The sequence below is a fragment of the Paenibacillus taiwanensis DSM 18679 genome (genome assembly GCF_000425125.1).
GTDB lineage: Bacteria > Bacillota > Bacilli > Paenibacillales > Paenibacillaceae > Paenibacillus_B > Paenibacillus_B taiwanensis.
The window spans coordinates 207,064-224,862 of the sequence record NZ_KE384307.1 but is presented as its reverse complement, the minus strand read 5'-3'; the positions used below and the strand labels follow the sequence as shown (position 1 = coordinate 224,862).

Annotated in this window: 16 protein-coding genes; all 16 read right to left on the bottom strand. The window is 47.7% G+C overall.

Features of this window, described 5'->3' with window-relative positions:
* Positions 1-99: 99 nt before the first annotated feature.
* Positions 100-1,212, bottom strand: coding sequence for a lipid II:glycine glycyltransferase FemX (locus tag H509_RS25490; protein ID WP_051287200.1), 1,113 nt, complete (start codon positions 1,210-1,212; stop codon positions 100-102).
* A 56-nt stretch (positions 1,213-1,268) separates the two neighbouring features.
* Positions 1,269-2,018 (bottom strand): methionyl-tRNA formyltransferase, encoded by a 750-nt coding sequence (locus H509_RS0114930; RefSeq protein ID WP_245596099.1) that lies wholly within the window; start codon positions 2,016-2,018, stop codon positions 1,269-1,271.
* A gap of 62 nt (positions 2,019-2,080) precedes the next feature.
* Complete coding sequence (locus H509_RS25485; RefSeq protein ID WP_281169754.1) at positions 2,081-2,689, bottom strand: sugar transferase; 609 nt, start codon at positions 2,687-2,689, stop codon at positions 2,081-2,083.
* Positions 2,689-2,919, bottom strand: coding sequence for a hypothetical protein (locus H509_RS0114920; RefSeq protein WP_028545789.1), 231 nt, complete (start codon positions 2,917-2,919; stop codon positions 2,689-2,691). The genes H509_RS25485 and H509_RS0114920 overlap by 1 nt, the downstream gene beginning before the upstream one ends.
* Complete coding sequence (locus tag H509_RS0114915; RefSeq protein ID WP_028545788.1) at positions 2,919-4,073, bottom strand: DegT/DnrJ/EryC1/StrS family aminotransferase; 1,155 nt, start codon at positions 4,071-4,073, stop codon at positions 2,919-2,921. Before H509_RS0114915 ends, H509_RS0114920 begins: the two co-directional genes overlap by 1 nt.
* 9 nt (positions 4,074-4,082) lie before the next feature.
* Entirely contained in the window at positions 4,083-4,754 is a 672-nt protein-coding gene (locus tag H509_RS0114910; RefSeq protein ID WP_028545787.1) for an acetyltransferase, read from the bottom strand.
* Between the two features lie 30 nt (positions 4,755-4,784).
* Complete coding sequence (locus tag H509_RS25480; protein ID WP_036697570.1) at positions 4,785-6,128, bottom strand: UDP-glucose dehydrogenase family protein; 1,344 nt, start codon at positions 6,126-6,128, stop codon at positions 4,785-4,787.
* Complete coding sequence (galU, locus tag H509_RS25475; RefSeq protein ID WP_051287198.1) at positions 6,125-7,066, bottom strand: UTP--glucose-1-phosphate uridylyltransferase GalU; 942 nt, start codon at positions 7,064-7,066, stop codon at positions 6,125-6,127. Before galU ends, H509_RS25480 begins: the two co-directional genes overlap by 4 nt.
* A gap of 102 nt (positions 7,067-7,168) precedes the next feature.
* A complete protein-coding gene (locus H509_RS0114895; protein ID WP_028545786.1) occupies positions 7,169-8,104 on the bottom strand; it encodes an NAD-dependent epimerase/dehydratase family protein in 936 nt (311 codons plus the stop codon).
* Positions 8,101-9,408: a glycosyltransferase family 4 protein gene (locus H509_RS0114890; RefSeq protein WP_028545785.1), complete on the bottom strand. Its 1,308-nt coding sequence runs from the start codon at positions 9,406-9,408 to the stop codon at positions 8,101-8,103. Before H509_RS0114890 ends, H509_RS0114895 begins: the two co-directional genes overlap by 4 nt.
* Positions 9,395-10,435, bottom strand: coding sequence for an NAD-dependent epimerase/dehydratase family protein (locus H509_RS25470; protein WP_084159218.1), 1,041 nt, complete (start codon positions 10,433-10,435; stop codon positions 9,395-9,397). The genes H509_RS0114890 and H509_RS25470 overlap by 14 nt, the downstream gene beginning before the upstream one ends.
* Positions 10,432-11,658 (bottom strand): glycosyltransferase, encoded by a 1,227-nt coding sequence (locus H509_RS25465; RefSeq protein ID WP_051287196.1) that lies wholly within the window; start codon positions 11,656-11,658, stop codon positions 10,432-10,434. The genes H509_RS25470 and H509_RS25465 overlap by 4 nt, the downstream gene beginning before the upstream one ends.
* Positions 11,655-12,869, bottom strand: coding sequence for a glycosyltransferase (locus tag H509_RS0114875; protein WP_028545784.1), 1,215 nt, complete (start codon positions 12,867-12,869; stop codon positions 11,655-11,657). Before H509_RS0114875 ends, H509_RS25465 begins: the two co-directional genes overlap by 4 nt.
* 1 nt (position 12,870) lies before the next feature.
* Positions 12,871-14,331 (bottom strand): O-antigen polysaccharide polymerase Wzy, encoded by a 1,461-nt coding sequence (gene wzy / locus H509_RS0114870; protein ID WP_028545783.1) that lies wholly within the window; start codon positions 14,329-14,331, stop codon positions 12,871-12,873.
* Positions 14,332-14,335: 4 nt separating this feature from the next.
* Positions 14,336-15,706 (bottom strand): lipopolysaccharide biosynthesis protein, encoded by a 1,371-nt coding sequence (locus H509_RS25460; protein ID WP_051287194.1) that lies wholly within the window; start codon positions 15,704-15,706, stop codon positions 14,336-14,338.
* Between the two features lie 18 nt (positions 15,707-15,724).
* Positions 15,725-17,617, bottom strand: a complete 1,893-nt coding sequence (locus tag H509_RS0114860; protein WP_028545782.1) for a nucleoside-diphosphate sugar epimerase/dehydratase — start codon at positions 17,615-17,617, stop codon at positions 15,725-15,727.
* Positions 17,618-17,799 lie beyond the last annotated feature (182 nt).

Genomic DNA, 17,799 nt, shown 5'->3' with positions numbered 1-17,799 from the left:
GCAAGTAGGAGCAATCGTAACATATACTATGATTTACCACAGAAAGTTGCTTAGTCTGACAACTAATATTTTGTATTTTTATACAACGAGAACAAGCCGTTACATAAAAGCAGCGGCTTGTTCGACCAGTTTACCTATGGAATTCATTACCTCGGGGTTGCGGTAAATCGGAAAATACTTTTCTTGCAGCAGACCAATCCCCAAGCATTGAATCGATAAATTATATAACTCCTCATTCCGAATTCGCTTGCCCACATAGAAATCTGCTGCCTGATGCTCATTAAAGCTTCGTTTGAACCGATACAAATTGTCATTGCCGGAATAACCGCCCCCAAGATGCAGCACTTTGCAGCCAATGGACTTGGCCCACATGACGGCTTTATGAATAAGCAGGTTGACAGGCGCGCATTTCAAATGCTCATTGTCCGATCCCATCAAATGGTAATGCGCGTAATCACCATAGTGCATAAACAAACATGACGTAATGACCTGATCATTGCGAATTACTTGAAGCAGCTTAATATTTTCCCGCAAATAACTAACCGTATTCTCAAAGAAATCCTTTTTAAAATAGTAATAGGAATTGGCTTGTTTTTTGCACATCGTGGAATAATACAGCCGCAGCAAGTCTTCCAGCTCAGATAGAGGCGTGAGCTTCACCACAAGCCCTTCACGTTCTGCTCGCCGAATGCGGTTACGATTGTCGCGCGAGTACTGGCGCATAATACTTTGTTCGTCCATCGTCAAGTCAATATATATCGTATTACGCACATATTCTGGATTACAGTCCTGATAATATTGAGCGTTGTTCAACAACGGATGAAAGCGTACAAACTCCGTTACAATCCGCTCTGCCTTACAATAGTCATCAAACACTTGCTCGAAGCGACGAAACAGCGCGTCACGCCTTGCCGCATCATTCACATTACTGATAGGACCTCCATATCCATACGGTGTCGTAATATCATACACAGGCTCGCCCGTATGTAATTCCGTGAATCCAGGCTGCCGTGACGCATCCCTTAAAAGGAATGGATAGCAGATATAGTCGTCTCCTTCACGATAGACGAACAACTGCGCTTTTCCTTCACGATTCTCTTCATAAATGCGGCAATAATCAGCAGTAAAGTAAATATCTGCTTCTGGTATCGCGCGGATTAACTCATTCCATTCTTTGTCCTGTTCCAAGTTTAAAACAACGACTGCTTCCATGAAGCTCCACCCTCCACATAATGCTGCCTGACTCGGCATGCTATCAAGCAATGCTCTTATCCCTGTATTGATACATAGATTTTGCCCGAACCGGAACGGATGTAAGCCGGCTCATGCCCTGGAAATTGAAACGCTCGCGCTACATTCCAGATCTGATCCGATTGGGTGTCCGGCGTAATTTCTTTGCACGCCCTGACATCTTCAGCCTTATACGTTTGAGGTGTGACACCCATCTCGGCCGCAATAATGTCCTGAGGTGTGGACACCGCCTTACCAGCAGCAATCTGAGGAAGGTACTGCTTCATTAATTCCAAGCCGATTCGGTTGCATCTCTCAAATAAATCGTACACGGTATGCTGCGGTTCAATTGGAAATCTTTTGACGTCAATAATATCTCCCGCGTCAACTCGTTCGTTCATCCAATGCAAGCTGGTCCCATACTCTTTGCGCCCTTCCATAATCGCCGCGGCATCACACATGGACCCTCTCATCTCAGGGAGAGGGGCACCATGCAAATTGATAACCCCAAGTTTGAATCGATTTAAATGTGTTCGTCTTAACACCTTATGGAAGCGCACGCTCACGCCGATATCTGCCTGCACATGCTGCAAATCATTTACATCTAGTATAGGTATTCCTTTATCCTCAGCTACTTCTAACATATTACGATCCTTTATCGTCTTCCTCCAGGCCGACATCGGTTCACGGGAACAGACGACACCTGCAATACGGAAGTCAGGACGTGTCAGCAGCCATTCAAGACACTCAATAGCGATGCCCATACTACCCAATAAGATTAGATTCATCATCCTTACCCTCCTTTTAGGCTTCTTGCAGGTTCCCTCCGCCTCCTTCTATCCCTTGCCAACTACATAAGCATTTGTCGTTCTTTATCTAAATCCATTACAGCCTGACTTGGATATATGGCTACATCTTTACGTGCAAATACTTGAATGACAGTCATCCATAAAATACGGACATCTACAAGGAAGCTCCAATGTTCAACGTAATAAGCATCCAATTCAAATCGTTCTTCCCATGAGAGCATATTTCTGCCTGAAATTTGGGCAAGACCTGTTATTCCGGGCCTTACTTGAAAGCGAATCAGTTCTCTTGACGTATAGTAGGGATTATATTTGACAAGCAAAGGTCGGGGACCAACCAGACTCATATCCCCTTTCAGCACATTAATAAGCTGTGGCAGCTCATCCAGACTAAGACGGCGCAGAAATATTCCGGCCTTTGTAAGTCGACTCTCATCAGGGAGAAGCTCCCCGTTTGAGTCTCTGGCATCTGTCATCGTGCGGAATTTGTATAATTGGAATGACTTCATCTCTTTGCCAGGACGTTCTTGAAGAAACCAGATCGGATTTCCAATTCGAATACGCACAAATAAAGCCGTAAGCAGCATAATTGGACTTAACAACAACAGTAAGATCGATGCTGCCGTAACATCAAAGCTCCTTTTCATCTCTATTACCCCACATTATCCATATATTTGCACAAAATATGTTTCATTTGTTCGATGGCCGCTTGTACTGTAACATCCTCTGCTTTCACTTGCTCCATCTGTTGGACAAACGATTCCAACTCGGCAGTTATAGCTGTATATCTTCCGTCATCACAAGCTTGCGTATGCTCTGCCAGTTCTACCGACTGGCCAGCTTCTAACCGGATGGCAGCGCAAACGCTAGACGTTGTTTCCATTACCTCGCCAGTGCATACAACATCGACTGTATGCCTTCAATGACACGGTCCTGCTGGCTCTCCGTCAAGTTAGAACCTGAAGGCAAACAGATGCCATGTGTAAACAGCCGATCGCTGACACTTGTACCTTCCTCATGCTCATAATAGTCCGTCCCTTGGAATAACGGCTGCAAATGCATCGGCTTCCATACCGGACGACATTCGATATTTAATTGTGCCATTTGATCAACGATTTCATGGGCCGTTAGGCCATATATGTCTGGTTCCAACGTCAAAGCAGTCAACCATCTCGTCGAAATGCCAAAAGCTGCTTCAGGCATCATAACGATGCCATCCATAGGTGATAAATGAGCTTCATATCGGGCAAATATTTGCCTTCTTGCCTCGACTTTTTGCGGAAGCATCGCCAGTTGCCCTACCCCGATTGCCGCCAGCACATTACTAAGCCGATAATTAAATCCCATGACAGAGTGCTCATAATGTCTGGCAGCATCTCGTGCTTGGGTCGCCCAATAACGGGCTTTGTCCAATGCAGGCAAATCATTGGATAGTAACGCGCCACCGCCAGAAGTCGTAATAATTTTATTTCCATTAAAAGAATAGATGCCAAACTTGCCCATCGTGCCGCTCATCCGATGTTTGTAGGTCGCACCAAGTGATTCAGCAGCATCCTCAACAATGGGCACACCGTAGCGCTCGCAAATAGAAACGATCGGGTCCATATCCGCGTTTTGTCCGTACAAGTGAACGACCACTACAGCTCGCGGCAGCTTTCCTCTTTGTACCGCATCTTCAAATGCACGCTCCAAAGCTTGGGGCGACATGTTCCAAGTGTCTGGCTCCGAGTCGATAAATACCGGTTCAGCACCAACATACAAGATCGGATTGGCACTTGCTACAAACGTAAGTGTCGAGCAAAAGACCCGATCCCCTGGACCGATGTCGAGCAGCCGCAAAGCAAGGTGAATAGCAGCCGTGCCGGAGCTTAATGCTACTGCGCCCGCACAGCCTGCTTGACTGGCTAGTTCACGTTCAAATTGGTCCACCATAGGACCAAGTGGTGCAATCCAATTGCTATCGAATACAGAGGCTACATACAGCTGTTCATCCCCGCCCATATGCGGCGGGGACAAATAAATTCGTTCTTGATTCATCACTTGCACCTACCTACTGTTATGAATGATGTTATGATACTTGATTGGCTTGGCAGGAACACCAACAGCCGTGCAGAAGGGTGGCAGAGAACGTGTGACGACTGCACCTGCGCCAACGATTGTATTCTCGCCGATCGTGTTCATAGGGATGACTACAGCATTGGAGCCGATATCACATCCGCTTTCTAACAACACGTGACCTGAGATACGGGCACCTGGCAATATCGTTACACAAGATTTTAGCGTAGAGTCATGCCCGATTGAGGCGCCATAATTAATGATGACGTGTTTATCCAGCTTCACATTAGTTGAAACAACTGTATGCGCGCATATGATTGCGCCTTCGCTAATGTCCACCTCTTCGGCTATAACAGAGGTTGGATGAATAATGGTAGCATAGCGGGGAGCCATGCCGGTTCGTTCAATACGATCCAGCGTGCTTCTTCTTACGAGCGAGCTGCCAATCGCACATACGACATACACATCTCGAATGATTTCTGCGGTTAACCATCTCAGCGAGCCTACAACCGGAATATCGTTTAGCTTCATCCCGTGTATGTCCTCGTTATCGTCGACATAACCGATCAGCTTCCAAGTGTCCTGGATACGATTAATATCCCGGACGCACTGCGCGACTTCCCTGCCTTGGCCGCCGGCACCTATAATGATTAGTGGGTTCATATTTCATTGTTCCTTCTTCTTCAGTATCGTCTACATCGTCACCTGGACTTTCTCATGAGCGTAGGATGGGATAAGCTGACGCCCAATAGAATCATAATAGAAACCTGCCTTATGCATGTCTTCCAAAGGCCAGCAATTGCGGCCGTCGATCAGGACGGGAGCTGCCATTGCACTCCTGATCATTTGCCAATCTGCCTTCACGATCGTTTCCCACTCCGTCAACACGATACAAGCGTCGCACTGCTCTACAGCTTCGTACACCGATTCGCAGTAGGTGACAGAATCACCAAAGTGCTTTCGTGCTTCTTCAGCTGCAATCGGATCGTACACCCTGACAGTCGCCCCAAGTTGAGTCATGATAGGCACAACCGTTAATGAAGGCGCATCACGCATATCATCTGTATTTGGCTTAAACGATAAGCCCAATACGGCGATTCGTTTCCCCTTAACATTACCTAACGCTTTAGTCAGTTTCTCGATGACTATCAACCGTTGCCGCTCATTCGTTTCAATTACGGCATCTAACAACGAGAAGTCATACCCTTGCTCACGGGCCATGTACTGAAGCGCATAAGTATCTTTTGGGAAGCAGGAGCCGCCATAACCGATACCTGCTTGCAAAAAGCGGTGTCCGATTCGGCCGTCAAGCCCCATGCCGTGTGCGACCTCTTCTACATCTGCGCCCAAGTGCTCGCACAGATTGGCGATCGCGTTTATAAACGATATTTTAGTGGCAAGAAACGTGTTGGAAGCATATTTAATCATTTCTGCGCTCTCCAGTGTTGTCTTCACAATTACAGACCCAAAAGGTTCATATATTTGGGCTACTGCATCCGCCGCTGACGGCTGTGAAGCACCAATTATTACACGTTCCATGTTTAGCGAGTCATAAACTGCCGAACCCTCACGAAGAAATTCTGGATTGGATACAACATCAAAGCGCGCATGAGGCGCCTCTTCCCGAATCCACTGCTCCAGCTTCCGTCCTGTTCCTACGGGCACTGTACTTTTGGTGACTACAATTTTGTAACCGTTGATCGCTTTACCAATCATGCGGGCAGCACTCTGAATATAGGTCATGTCTGCTTCGCCAGACTCCGACATCGGTGTTCCGACTGCAATAAAAATAAATGCCGATTGCTGCACGGCTTCGTCAATATTGGTCGTAAAGTGAAGTCTGCCTTGCCGCATATTTTCGCTTACAAGCACATCTAGTCCTGGCTCATATATCGTAATATCTGCTTGTCGCAGCCGCTCAATTTTGCCTTGGTCTACATCACAGCATGTGACGTCATGCCCCGCATGTGCAAAGCTAGTTCCCGAGACAAGCCCCACATATCCTGTGCCAATCACTGCAATTTTCCGTTCACTCATCTGCTTGTTCCCCCTACCGCAGCCGAAGGAGTTTGAGCCCCCGCTAAAATAGAGGCAGAAACCGTAATCCGTTCGAGTGTGTCGCCCAAATAATCAATCATCGCTTCTCGAAGCTCATCCCGCTGCAAGGAGAAATCAATCGTTGCCTTCAAGAAGCCCAATTTATCCCCCACATCATAACGAATGCCTTCAAACTGGTAGGCAAGCACCGCTTGGTGTTCGTTAAGACGGCGTATCGCATCCGTTAATTGAATTTCACCACCAGCTCCTGGCGCTTGTGTTTCCAAGGCTTCAAAAATTTCAGGTCTCAACACGTATCTGCCCATAATTGCAAAGTTCGAATCGACCTGTCCTGGCTGCGGCTTCTCGATAAGAGATCTCGTATTCAGCACGCTACCTTCGCCAGGGTTGTCATAGGGCTCTATAATGCCGTACTTGTTAACGTCCGCATCAGGCACCCACTGTACACCGACTACCGAACTATGATAACGATCGTACACATCGATTAATTGTTTCGTACAAGGGGTTTGTGATTGCACAATATCATCACCAAGCAGCACCGCAAATGGCTCATTGCCAATAAATGAGCGTGCGCACAGGATCGCATGGCCAAGTCCCTTTGGTTCCTGCTGACGAATATAGTGAATGTTCGCCAAATTCGAGATGCCGCGTATTTCTGCTAACGCATCATACTTGCCGGCAGCAGCCAAGCTTTCTTCTAACTCGAACGATTTGTCGAAATGGTCCTCAATTGCACGTTTGCCACGACCGCTTATTATTAAAATGTCTTCAATGCCAGAGGCTATCGCTTCCTCCACAATATATTGAATAGCGGGCTTATCTACGATGGGCAACATTTCCTTAGGCTGTGCCTTGGTAGCTGGCAAAAAACGTGTGCCCAGACCTGCTGCTGGTATTATCGCTTTGCGTATCGTCATTTTAACGCCTCCGTCTGTAATTGTGCGTGTAATGCTCTATAACTACCGCCCCAAGGGACGTCACATACAATGGATAATATTTAGTAAAATTACTACCCCCTGTTACTCTGTCACCTGTGCTGTCATCGTTTCCTTCGCATAGGTATACGCCGCAAGCAATCCCTTGTTCAAATCAATACTCGGCTCCCAGCCGAGCCGTTCTTTTGCTTGCGTATTGTTTAAATAGCTGTGCTCAATATCACCTGGACGCTGCTGACCGAATACAGGTGGGTTAGCCCCTGTTATGTTCTGAAGGTATCCATACAAGTCAGACACACTTGTAGGCTGATTTGTGCTGATGTTTACCGTATGATTGCCATCAGCTTCAAGCGCAAGCAGATTGGCACGCGCTACATCTTTGACATGGACAAAGTCTCGTGTTTGTGTCCCATCTCCATAAATAACGGACGTACGATTGCTCAGCATATTGTCAACAAAGATGGAAACGACCCCGCCTTCGCCCTTCGGAATTTGACGTTCCCCATAAACGTTGGCGTACCGCAATATCGTATAGTTTAGACCGGGGTGCTGCTCGTGCTTCAAACGTATATAGTGTTCAGGTGTATATTTGGACACACCGTAGGCAGACATCGGCATGATGGGATGCTGCTCATCTACAGCCAAATAATGCGGGTTGCCGTATACAGCGGCCGAGGATGAATAGACCATTTTGCTGACCCCATACTTGACACAGCAATCCAGCACTTGAAGTGTGCCGACGATGTTAACATCTGCGTCGAATCTCATATCTTGCTGTGAGCGCTGGACATCGATCTGGGCGGCAAGATGAATCACCGCCTCCGGCTGTTCCCGCTCGAATACCGTCACTAGCTGCGACGATGTAATCGACATTGGATATCTGACCGCCAAATCGGGCGTATGTCGCCAGTCCCCTGTGCTGCCGTCATCCACAATGGCAACCTGATGGCCAACTGCGAGCAGCTGATCCACAACATGTGAGCCAATAAAGCCGGCTCCTCCTGTAACGACAACTTTCATAGCGTTTCCTCCCGTTGTTTTGGCTTGCTGTAAGCTTCACTGCCCACGGTAGTCGAAGTAGTTGCAGTATTGCTAGTAGTAGCAGTAGTGGCAGTAGTAGTAATTGAAGCAAGAGAAGAGACATGTTTTAAGTACAAGCGCTCGTACACTTGCCCAAAAGCTTGAATGACGTCGTGCGGGTGAAAGTCGCGGATGACACGATGTTTGCCGTTGTCCCCAAGCTTCTTTCCTTCCTCCCTATGTGTTGCCATATATTTCATCTGCCCGCATAAGCCGATCGTATCGCCAGCTTCAATCATGAGTCCCGTATGGCCATCCACAACGGTATCCACTAATCCAGTAGACCGTGCCACGATAACAGGCTTACCTGCGGCAGAGGCTTCCAGCACTACATTACCAAGCCCCTCGCGGTAAGAAGGCAGTACCAGGCAATCCAACGCCGCATAAAAGAGAGGCAAATCGTGTTGATAGCCCGCCTCGATAATATGAGAATCTGCCTCAATCATTCTTTTTGTCAGCTCTGTAATCGGGTCTGCTTGTTCTCTCGCGCCAACAAGCAGCAGTCGAATGTTCGGCAGCTGCGCCTTGGCTAACTGGAACGCTTCGACAAGTGTGTCCACTCCCTTATCCCTTGTTATGCGGCCAACAAAACCAAACAATGTCGCCTCCCGCGGTACGCCTAATCGAAGGCGAAGCTCCTCTGCTCTAGCGGCCATCTCGGGTGTCACCTCATAACGTTCAGCCTTAATCCCTTTGCAGCTGCCGTTGTGAGGGACAGTCACTTTACTTGCGGCACAAATGCGGAGCACTGCCAATTTGCGCCTGAGGCTGTCACTTACCGCTATGACTTCATGTGCACAAAGAGCAGCCATACGCTCCGTCCAAGTTAATAGACGTCGCTTCCAGCCCGACATCGTCTCAAGACGCAGCCCGTGACACGTATACACCCTTGCTGGCACACCGCATATCCGCGCCGCAAGGCCGACAATAAGCCCCGCCTTCGGTGTACCTGCGTTAACGATATGTGGCTTGATGTCTCGCATAAGCTTGATCGCGTTCCATAAGCTTTTTAAATCCGCCAACGGGGACATCTCCCTGTTCATGTGCAGCTCCCTGAACGCTGCACCTTCCAATGCTTCGTCAGCAGGTCGGCTGCTGCATACAACGGTTACCTCATAGTTGCGGTCACGGAGATATTGAATTTGCTGCTCAAAAAAAGAGACGCTCTCCTGCACGGTAACGGCCAACAGGATACGTCTCTTCTCGGTATATTCAGCTTCTTCTGCTTGTTTACTTGCCGGCATAACCCATCACCTCTGCGACGGACACGGATGATTGCGCCGCTCCCCTCTCCCTTGCTTCACGATAAGGTATATACCACGCACAAAACTTTTTAAGCCCCTCTTCAATGGATGTCACAGGTCTATAGTCGATATCCCGCTGGAGCGCATCAATATCGGCATAAGTCACTTCTACATCTCCGGGCTGCATTTCCTTCATTCGAATATCGGCACACACACCTAGATTTTGTTCAAGCAAACGAATAAACGTCATCAGCTTCACTGGCTGGTTATTACCAATGTTGTAGACGCGATAAGGAGGCTCTTCGCCATCTCGAACAGGCGGTTTAGGAATGAGACGCATGATTCCCTCCACAATATCATCGATATAAGTGAAGTCTCTCATCATTTCACCGTTGTTAAATACATCAATCGGCTGCCCGGACATCATCCGCTCAGCAAATGAAAAATAGGCCATATCCGGTCTTCCACATGGTCCGTATACTGTAAAGAACCGAAGTCCTGTCGTCGGCAGATCATATAAATGACTGTAGGTATAGGCCATAAGCTCATTTGATTTTTTTGTTGCTGCATATAAGCTTACGGGCCGGTCCACTCTATCCTCAACCGAAAATGGCACCTTCTTGTTCGCCCCGTACACCGAGCTTGAGGAAGCGTACAACAAATGCTTCACCTCATGTGTTCTGCACGCCTCCATCACATTAACAGTCGCTACAACGTTAGACTGGATGTAAGCATGAGGGTTAATGAGGCTATAGCGGACACCCGCTTGCGCTGCTAGATGAATTACAACGTCCGGCTTCGTCTTTTCCATCAGCGCCATCACTTCAGACCCATTTTCCAACTGCATGCGATGAAATGAAAAGGAAGAGTACTTATTTACAAGTTCGGCAAGTCGCATTTCTTTCAATTGAACATCATAATAATCATTTATACAGTCAATGCCCGTGACCTGATGCCCTTCACGCAAACATCTGTCCGCCGTATAAGAACCTATAAATCCTGCAACTCCTGTTATCCAAATGTTCATCCTTCCACCAACTTTGCAACGGATATACGCGATTGTTGACGAACATCTTGAGCAAACGACTCCCAAAATGCAGTGCGTCGCGCATTTAATACTTCATTCGAATATTGTCCCGCTTCCTCGTAATTTTTGATGGCAGCTTCCTGCATAAGCGCTGGACTTGTGGCCAACAACCGGATCTTATCGGCCAACTCTGCCCAATTTCCTTTAGGTACGATCCACTGTTTTGGCAGCAGTTCGGGTATGCCACCTGCTGTTGAGCCTATACTTGGCAGCGCTCTGCTCATCGCTTCTATTAATGCGCGCGGCAAACCTTCCTGAAAGCTAGGCTGTATGTACATATCCAGCTTATCCAGCCACTTCTGCACCTCGCTTCCGCTCGGAACCGGGTCATGGAACACGATACGATCCGTTACACCTAACTGATCAGCATAGCGACGCCATCGCGATTGATCACCTTCGCCCAATACGTGAAAAGATACATTTAAGTCTTTTAATTGAGCAATGGCTTGAATCGCTATATCTACCCCCTTGTACTTCGAGGCCAGCGACCCAACTAGGCCAATCCGCAGTTCAGCAGCTTCCCCCAATGTCGAATCCAAATGCTTGATTCGCTCCAGCCGATCACGCAGCACTTCCCTTGGTGCAGCGCCAACCTCAACGTTCGAGCAATGAATCGTACGGCCTTTCGTAGGATAATGTCCTTGCAAAAACGATCTTGTCACATACAGCGCATAAGCGGATTGCTTGACCAGACGTTTCGTGCGCAGCGTCATAATAGGGGCATAGACTTTGCCCTGCCAGGTGCCGTAGTTCCACAGCGCATCCCAAGCATGCCCAACTACTTCAACTGCCCACGGCTTGCCCATCCGCTTCGCCACACGAATCGCTTCTGCGCCAATCTCGCTTGGCAAACGTGCGATCAGCGCATCCGCCCCCTCAAGCTGCTGTTGAATGATCGCTTGGGCCTGCTTGCGATTCGTTAATTGAGCGATTGGATTGCTCAAATTGGGCACCGCTTGGAACGTGACGTTGGGACCACTCGACAGCTTGCGGTTGACGGGCTGTTGTCCAGGCTCCAAGTCGATAATACGAGTAACTACCGCTAATTGTGAGCATGCCTGCAAATATCGCTGCCATACGTTGTAATCAAAGTAATTATGGTACACGTCGTGCGAGCCGCGTATTTGTTCTACTTGTACATCATAAGCAAATACAAATTTCATCCTGTCGCGCCTCTCCTCTCTTGTTCACGATGCTGGGCTTCATAGCCGCTGCTTGCCAATAACGAATCAATTAACGCTTCATACTGGCCCGACGCATGTTCAGACGTGAACCTCAAGTCTGGCTCTAAACTTGTCGATGCTCCCTCTATACGCAAAGCTTGTAGTTGTAATTGCCGCCGGATGGCCTCTGTCATCGCCTGCACATCACCGCATGGCACAGTTACAGCCCCTTTAATACCTTGGACAACTTCCGCTGTGCCTGTAGCTGTTAACGTTGCCACTACTGGCGTGCCGCAAGCAATCGCTTCAATTAATGCAGTAGGCAAACCTTCTACGTCTGAGCTCTGTACATAAAGGTTCGCGCGTCTCAAATACGGCAGCGGGTTAGCCGTATAACCAGGTAAATCTACATATTGATCCGCTCCAAGCTCAGAACGAATTTGCTCTAACCGTGTTCTGTCCGCACCTTCGCCGATCAAAATGACACGAACAGGCATACCAGATTGACGAAGGCGCGCCGCCGCTTCGATCAATAAATCGTAACGCTTTTCAGGAGACAGCCTGCCGAGACTAATAATAACCGGTGCTGGAAATCCAGATTCATTAGCAGTTGCACTGCTCTGCTCGTCATTTAACCAAGGATGACGGCATGCCTCATCTTTGCGAACGTTAAACCCCTGATCGATGACCGCGTTATAAATGACTCGAATTCGCTCTTCGGGAATGCGGAGCAGGTGATGAAGCTCATCGCCCATCGCTATAGAGCAGCCTACGACGGCATCTGCCCGCTTATAGCACAGACGGCGCAGCATGTTGGTGCCAGGCGGCCGCTTGCGGCTAATCGCGCTATGCTCGCATACGATCACTGCGTAAGGCCGCTTGCACCAACGCTTTGCAGCAACAGCCATCACATTGTTCTCCCACAGGTTCGCAATGACAACATCCGGCTCTACTCTCTGTAGAGCCCGAATCAGACGCGGCAAAGCAACCCTTAACCTAGGCGCTCTTATTTCTGTTACTTGTACGTAAGGTGGGATTTGCACGCAGTATGGACCTTCGAAACGATTGACAAGCAGATGAAGTTCATACTTCTCTTTGTCCAAGCTGTTGAGAAGCATCGTGACCGCTTTTTCCGCTCCACCACCAGCCATAGATGTGATGAAGACGGCTATACGAGGCTTGCGCGTCTCCTGTTGCTTCAATTTTGTCACCTCAACTGAATGAATTTATGCTCCTTGCTGTTGTCTCCTCAGGCTGAGCATGCTTCAGCCACTTCCAAGCTTTAGGCCTCATAAGCGCCGCTAACAGCAAAATGATTAAAATAAAAACAAGTTCATAAACCAAATCCGCCACGATTGCATGAAAGGACATCCGCTGGAATGTCATCGTAAGCGGCAGCGCCAAATATTTAATAAAATGACCTCTTGAAGCCCAGACAAGCAATGCTCCGATTATTGCAAATACGGCTATGACAGCCCCTAAGCCACCATTCATCCAAGCTTGCGCCAATGGAGAAAAACCTTTCCCCCCGCCTTCCGCATAAATATAAGGGTAAAAATACCACACGTACCAATCCCCAATATTTAGCGGCTTGGCATGCCCTGTAATTCCTTTGTATACTGCCGACGGCAAAACATATCCAAGCGCTGTTGTATAACTCGGGTCCGCTTCCGGATAATCCGTCACTGACAAAATATCAGCCGTCACGATAAAGGATGATCCCGTCTCTCCATTCGAGAACGCCCAACTCTGTTCCGGCATGCTATCCATCGGAACACCTTCTATCAAGCTCATCCGGAAATTTGTAAATATAGGGGACAGCAGCAGCAGCATAAGTGCAACTAAGATTCCCTGCTTCCATTTTGTCATCTTGATGTAGCCCCGATCGATCATTACACCGAGACACGGCAAAATCGTAATAAGAATGAACCCCCGGCTGCCGAGCCCAAAGAAGAAAAATATACCGAGCATAAGCGTTATAAAATAAAATAAATGCCGTTGCTTCGTGGTGCGAATAGATAATGCCAAAGTAAGCAGCGAACTCGTAATAATTGCTTTCCACGGAAGAGATAACCCCTCAAGCTGACGCTGTGCCTGAAAGTTGCTTAATCGGTTAGATACACCAATGACACTGAAGCCGCCCAGTCTCATCTGGTCATAAATCATCATGGCGATCCCCATCAACAGCACAATTAATGACGGCCAATACAAAATATCGAAAATGGAACTTTTGTCTTGCTGCTGCAACGGTAATTCAGGAGCTTTTCGCTTAACAGCCGCTCCCATGCGTCCATCCCATTTCACATTTACTGAAGTTAAACAAGTCATAACTACAATTCCAGCAATTAGACTTATATTCGCCAGCACATACAGCTGAAGAATTTGCACTAGTCGCTCCTCGGACAAATTGTGCAAACTGCCCATGACATGATCCAAGGGATAAGTAATAGAGTACATCGTTGTAAATAACAGAAACATCGCAATCAGACTGCTAAAAAAAGAAGCTGACTTGGTCATGCGCATCGACCAATAGCCAGCAATCAGGTTCATCAACACAATTGACCAAATATAAAAGGATATCGGGTCCTGATCCATTAAGTGGAGCGCGCTGTAGATGATCACTGGCACTAACGCAACGCTTATACCTGCCAGCGTTATTCTCCTAAGGCTCATGCTCTTATCCCCGCTCTCTTCCTAGCATCAAGAGCGGAAGAGTCACCGATTTTTCCTCCGCCTTTACAAGCCGCCACTGCCTAACTCGATGTTGCCAGATCAGATAAGCAAGCAGCATATTGGTCACACTGACGATAATCATGACATGACCAGCACTAATCAAAGGCAGACCCAACTGGATAAACACATATTGAGCAGCCAAAGTCACACCTACGCCTGCCGCATTAATGACTAATTGAGCTTTAAATACTCTTGCTGCCGTCAGTGCAAAACCGAATAAAGAAGCTGCACACCCGATTCCAGCGCCTAACACTAGCAAAATTAACAAATCGTAATAAGCGTCATAGCCACTGCCATACAGCAGATTGAGCATCCATTTGCCTGCAACTACAACGACGATCATTGCGGTGGCCCCCATCGCACTAATAACATACATGGATTTGTTAAGCACCGATTTTACTGCGTTTTCGTCATGCTGTGCCCAAGCTCGTGACAGACGTGGACTTACACTTTGACCTAGCGAGGATACTACAGTTGTAATCGCAACCGTGACATACAAGAGTGCTGAATAATAACCTAATGCCTCATGTCCATAAGCATCCGCAATCAAATATCTAGGCACGTTGGCTTGAAGAGACACTAGCATCATCACAATGCCAAGCGGCCAACACTGCTTGATTAGGCTCCACCATTGAGTAGGCGAGCTGCGCCATGTAAAGCCAATCAGTCGCGCCGCTCGCGGCCAATCATACAGCAGCAGCAATAACATCCAACTGCCGGCGTATGCCGCCAACGCTGTTACAAGCTCACCTGCATAATAATACGTGCTTCCAAACACGACTAGAGAAACGATTCCCCGCATCATTAGCGAGCTCCCGCTCCAATCCATCTTTTCATGCTGCTGCCACCAACCGTATAAGACGTCACTAATCGCTTCAAAAAACTTGGCTGCCCCCATCAGCAAAATCGCAAGTGCTGCCGTGCGATCAGGCAAGTAAACAGCTGCAAAACCCGCTACGACCAATAAAGCCATGCACGAACTAACAAGACGCAAGCTTATGTATGCTCCCGTTGGATGCTGCTTCGCAGCATCTGTCGCAATAACACCTCGGAGCTGTAGATTCGCAAGCATATATACAGGCGCGCTAATGGCAAGCGCCAAAGAAAACAACCCAACATCCTTCACAGAACCTATACGAGCCAGTACAACCAACATCCCAAGTTGACAGGCCGCATACACTACATTTCCAAGCAACGTCCATGAGAACAATCGAAATACAGATTTTTGCCTACGCGCAAGCTTTGACAAGCGAGCTTGATCTCGCTCCTTTTGTCGTGTGCGCACGCGCGATATACCATCTGTCTGTGAGTCCATCTCTGCTCGGTCCCTTCTCTACACCAGCGACAGCTGCTTTTCTCCCACCTCTGTTACCGTCTGCTTCTCCTTCGCTTCATAAGGAGCCATCTGATAAGTAGGCACTAGTTGTCTAAGCCCCTCACGAATGATCTGGTCGCTGCCACCAAGCGCCTGCTCCAACTTAATAAGCTGCATATCAAGCACAAGCTTCGGGATAATGGATGGTTTGCCAATAAAGATACGCTCATGCATGGTTGAGGTAAGTCCTTCTTCGTCGGTTAGCAATTCCTCAAACAATTTTTCACCAGGTCGAATACCCGAGTATACGATTGGAATATCAATTTCTGGCTCATAACCGGACAAGCGAATAAGCTGTCTGGCAAGATCCACAATTTTAACTGGCTTGCCCATGTCGAGCACAAATACTTCGCCCCCATCAGCAAGCGCTCCAGCCTGAATCACAAGCTGCACAGCTTCGGGAATCGTCATAAAGTAACGAATCATATCAGGATGTGTAACCGTTACGGGGCCTCCTGCCATGATCTGTTTTTTAAAGTGAGGAATTACGCTGCCTCTACTGCCTAGTACGTTGCCGAATCGAACAGCCGCAAAAATGGTGCTGCTGTCTTTACTAAAGCTCTGCACGATTAATTCTGCTATCCGCTTTGATGCCCCCATGACACTCGTCGGGTTTACCGCTTTATCGGTGGAAATTAGTACAAATCGTTCCGCGGAATAACGGTCTGCACACGATGCCACATTACGTGTCCCTATAATGTTGTTCTTAACGGCCTCTGCCGGATTACACTCCATGAGAGGTACATGTTTGTGCGCAGCCGCGTGAAATACGATATCTGGACGATATTCTTTAAACAACTGGTCCATGCGCGGCATGTCCTGCACATCTGCAATTAACGTTTCGATCGCCATCTGTGGATATTTTTGACGTATTTCATTTTCGATTAAATAAATGCTGTTCTCGCCATGACCCAACATCAATAAAAGATTAGGCTGATGCAAAGCAATCTGCCTGCACAGCTCAGAGCCAATCGAGCCACCGGCCCCCGTGATCAACACTGTCTTTTTTGTCACATAGGAAGCCGCCTCAACTAGATCCATCCGTATCGGGTCTCTGCCAAGCAGTTCTTCTACATCCACTTGTACGATATCTTTAATGGATAGCTTGCCTAAAATAACATCATTCAGATGAGGAACGACCCTTACTCTGGCTGGTGTCTTCTTGCACATCTCCACTATGGGCTCCAATTCTTCCGACGATGCCGAAGGAATGGCGATAATAATGTCGTCAATGTGATGACGATCCACCATCTCGGGAATATCATGCCTTGAGCCTTCCACTTGAATGCCATATACACCACAATGCAGCTTTGTCCTGTCATCATCCACGAAGCAAACGGGCTTTAATCTTGCAGACGACTGCTGCATCATTTCTTTTACAATTAAAGCACCACAGCTGCCAGCGCCTACGATCATCGCATTACGAGTAACCGTGGCATCGTCTGTTTGCTGTTTGATAACGTGACCTCTTAGCATACGCCAAGTAAATCTCACCCCGCCAACACCAAGCAAAAGCGTCTCAAAGGTCCAAATCATCGTACTAAATGAAATGGCACGGTCAACGAACAACCAGGTCACCGCATAAGCTAAAAATATACCAAGACCGAGCGCTTTAATTAACGAATACATTTCGCCTATGCTCGCATATTCCCACACTCTGTTATACAATTTGAAGCCATACAAACAGGCAATGGACAATACAATAGCCAGCGCACCAAACGACAAGCTTTGTATACGGTATTCGATCATCCATGTCGAACCGTATTTTAAATAGTAGGCGAGAATTACGCTCATACCCGCCAATACTGCATCTAAACACATGAGAACGGCTATTCGCTTATAATTTTGCATCTCATCTTTCCTCTCCTTACTATTAAAACGTACAGCTATGCCGCGTTAACACACCTGTAACACGGTTTTGCGGCATAACTCTACTTTTAATAAAAAAACGTTCGGGCATCTAACCCGTCCTCACACCACACCCTTGACGACATCGTCTAAGGCTCACCATTACCCACAGCGCGGCCGAGTAT

Coding starts and splice junctions, on each gene's coding strand:
- H509_RS25490 (WP_051287200.1), bottom strand. CDS start 1,212: ATGGAAGCAGTCGTTGTTTTAAACTTGGAACAGGACAAAGAATGGAAT.
- H509_RS0114930 (WP_245596099.1), bottom strand. CDS start 2,018: ATGAATCTAATCTTATTGGGTAGTATGGGCATCGCTATTGAGTGTCTT.
- H509_RS0114920 (WP_028545789.1), bottom strand. CDS start 2,919: ATGGAAACAACGTCTAGCGTTTGCGCTGCCATCCGGTTAGAAGCTGGC.
- H509_RS0114915 (WP_028545788.1), bottom strand. CDS start 4,073: ATGAATCAAGAACGAATTTATTTGTCCCCGCCGCATATGGGCGGGGAT.
- H509_RS0114910 (WP_028545787.1), bottom strand. CDS start 4,754: ATGAACCCACTAATCATTATAGGTGCCGGCGGCCAAGGCAGGGAAGTC.
- H509_RS25480 (WP_036697570.1), bottom strand. CDS start 6,128: ATGAGTGAACGGAAAATTGCAGTGATTGGCACAGGATATGTGGGGCTT.
- galU (WP_051287198.1), bottom strand. CDS start 7,066: ATGACGATACGCAAAGCGATAATACCAGCAGCAGGTCTGGGCACACGT.
- H509_RS0114895 (WP_028545786.1), bottom strand. CDS start 8,104: ATGAAAGTTGTCGTTACAGGAGGAGCCGGCTTTATTGGCTCACATGTT.
- H509_RS0114890 (WP_028545785.1), bottom strand. CDS start 9,408: ATGCCGGCAAGTAAACAAGCAGAAGAAGCTGAATATACCGAGAAGAGA.
- H509_RS25470 (WP_084159218.1), bottom strand. CDS start 10,435: ATGAACATTTGGATAACAGGAGTTGCAGGATTTATAGGTTCTTATACG.
- H509_RS25465 (WP_051287196.1), bottom strand. CDS start 11,658: ATGAAATTTGTATTTGCTTATGATGTACAAGTAGAACAAATACGCGGC.
- wzy (WP_028545783.1), bottom strand. CDS start 14,331: ATGAGCCTTAGGAGAATAACGCTGGCAGGTATAAGCGTTGCGTTAGTG.
- H509_RS25460 (WP_051287194.1), bottom strand. CDS start 15,706: ATGGACTCACAGACAGATGGTATATCGCGCGTGCGCACACGACAAAAG.
- H509_RS0114860 (WP_028545782.1), bottom strand. CDS start 17,617: ATGCAAAATTATAAGCGAATAGCCGTTCTCATGTGTTTAGATGCAGTA.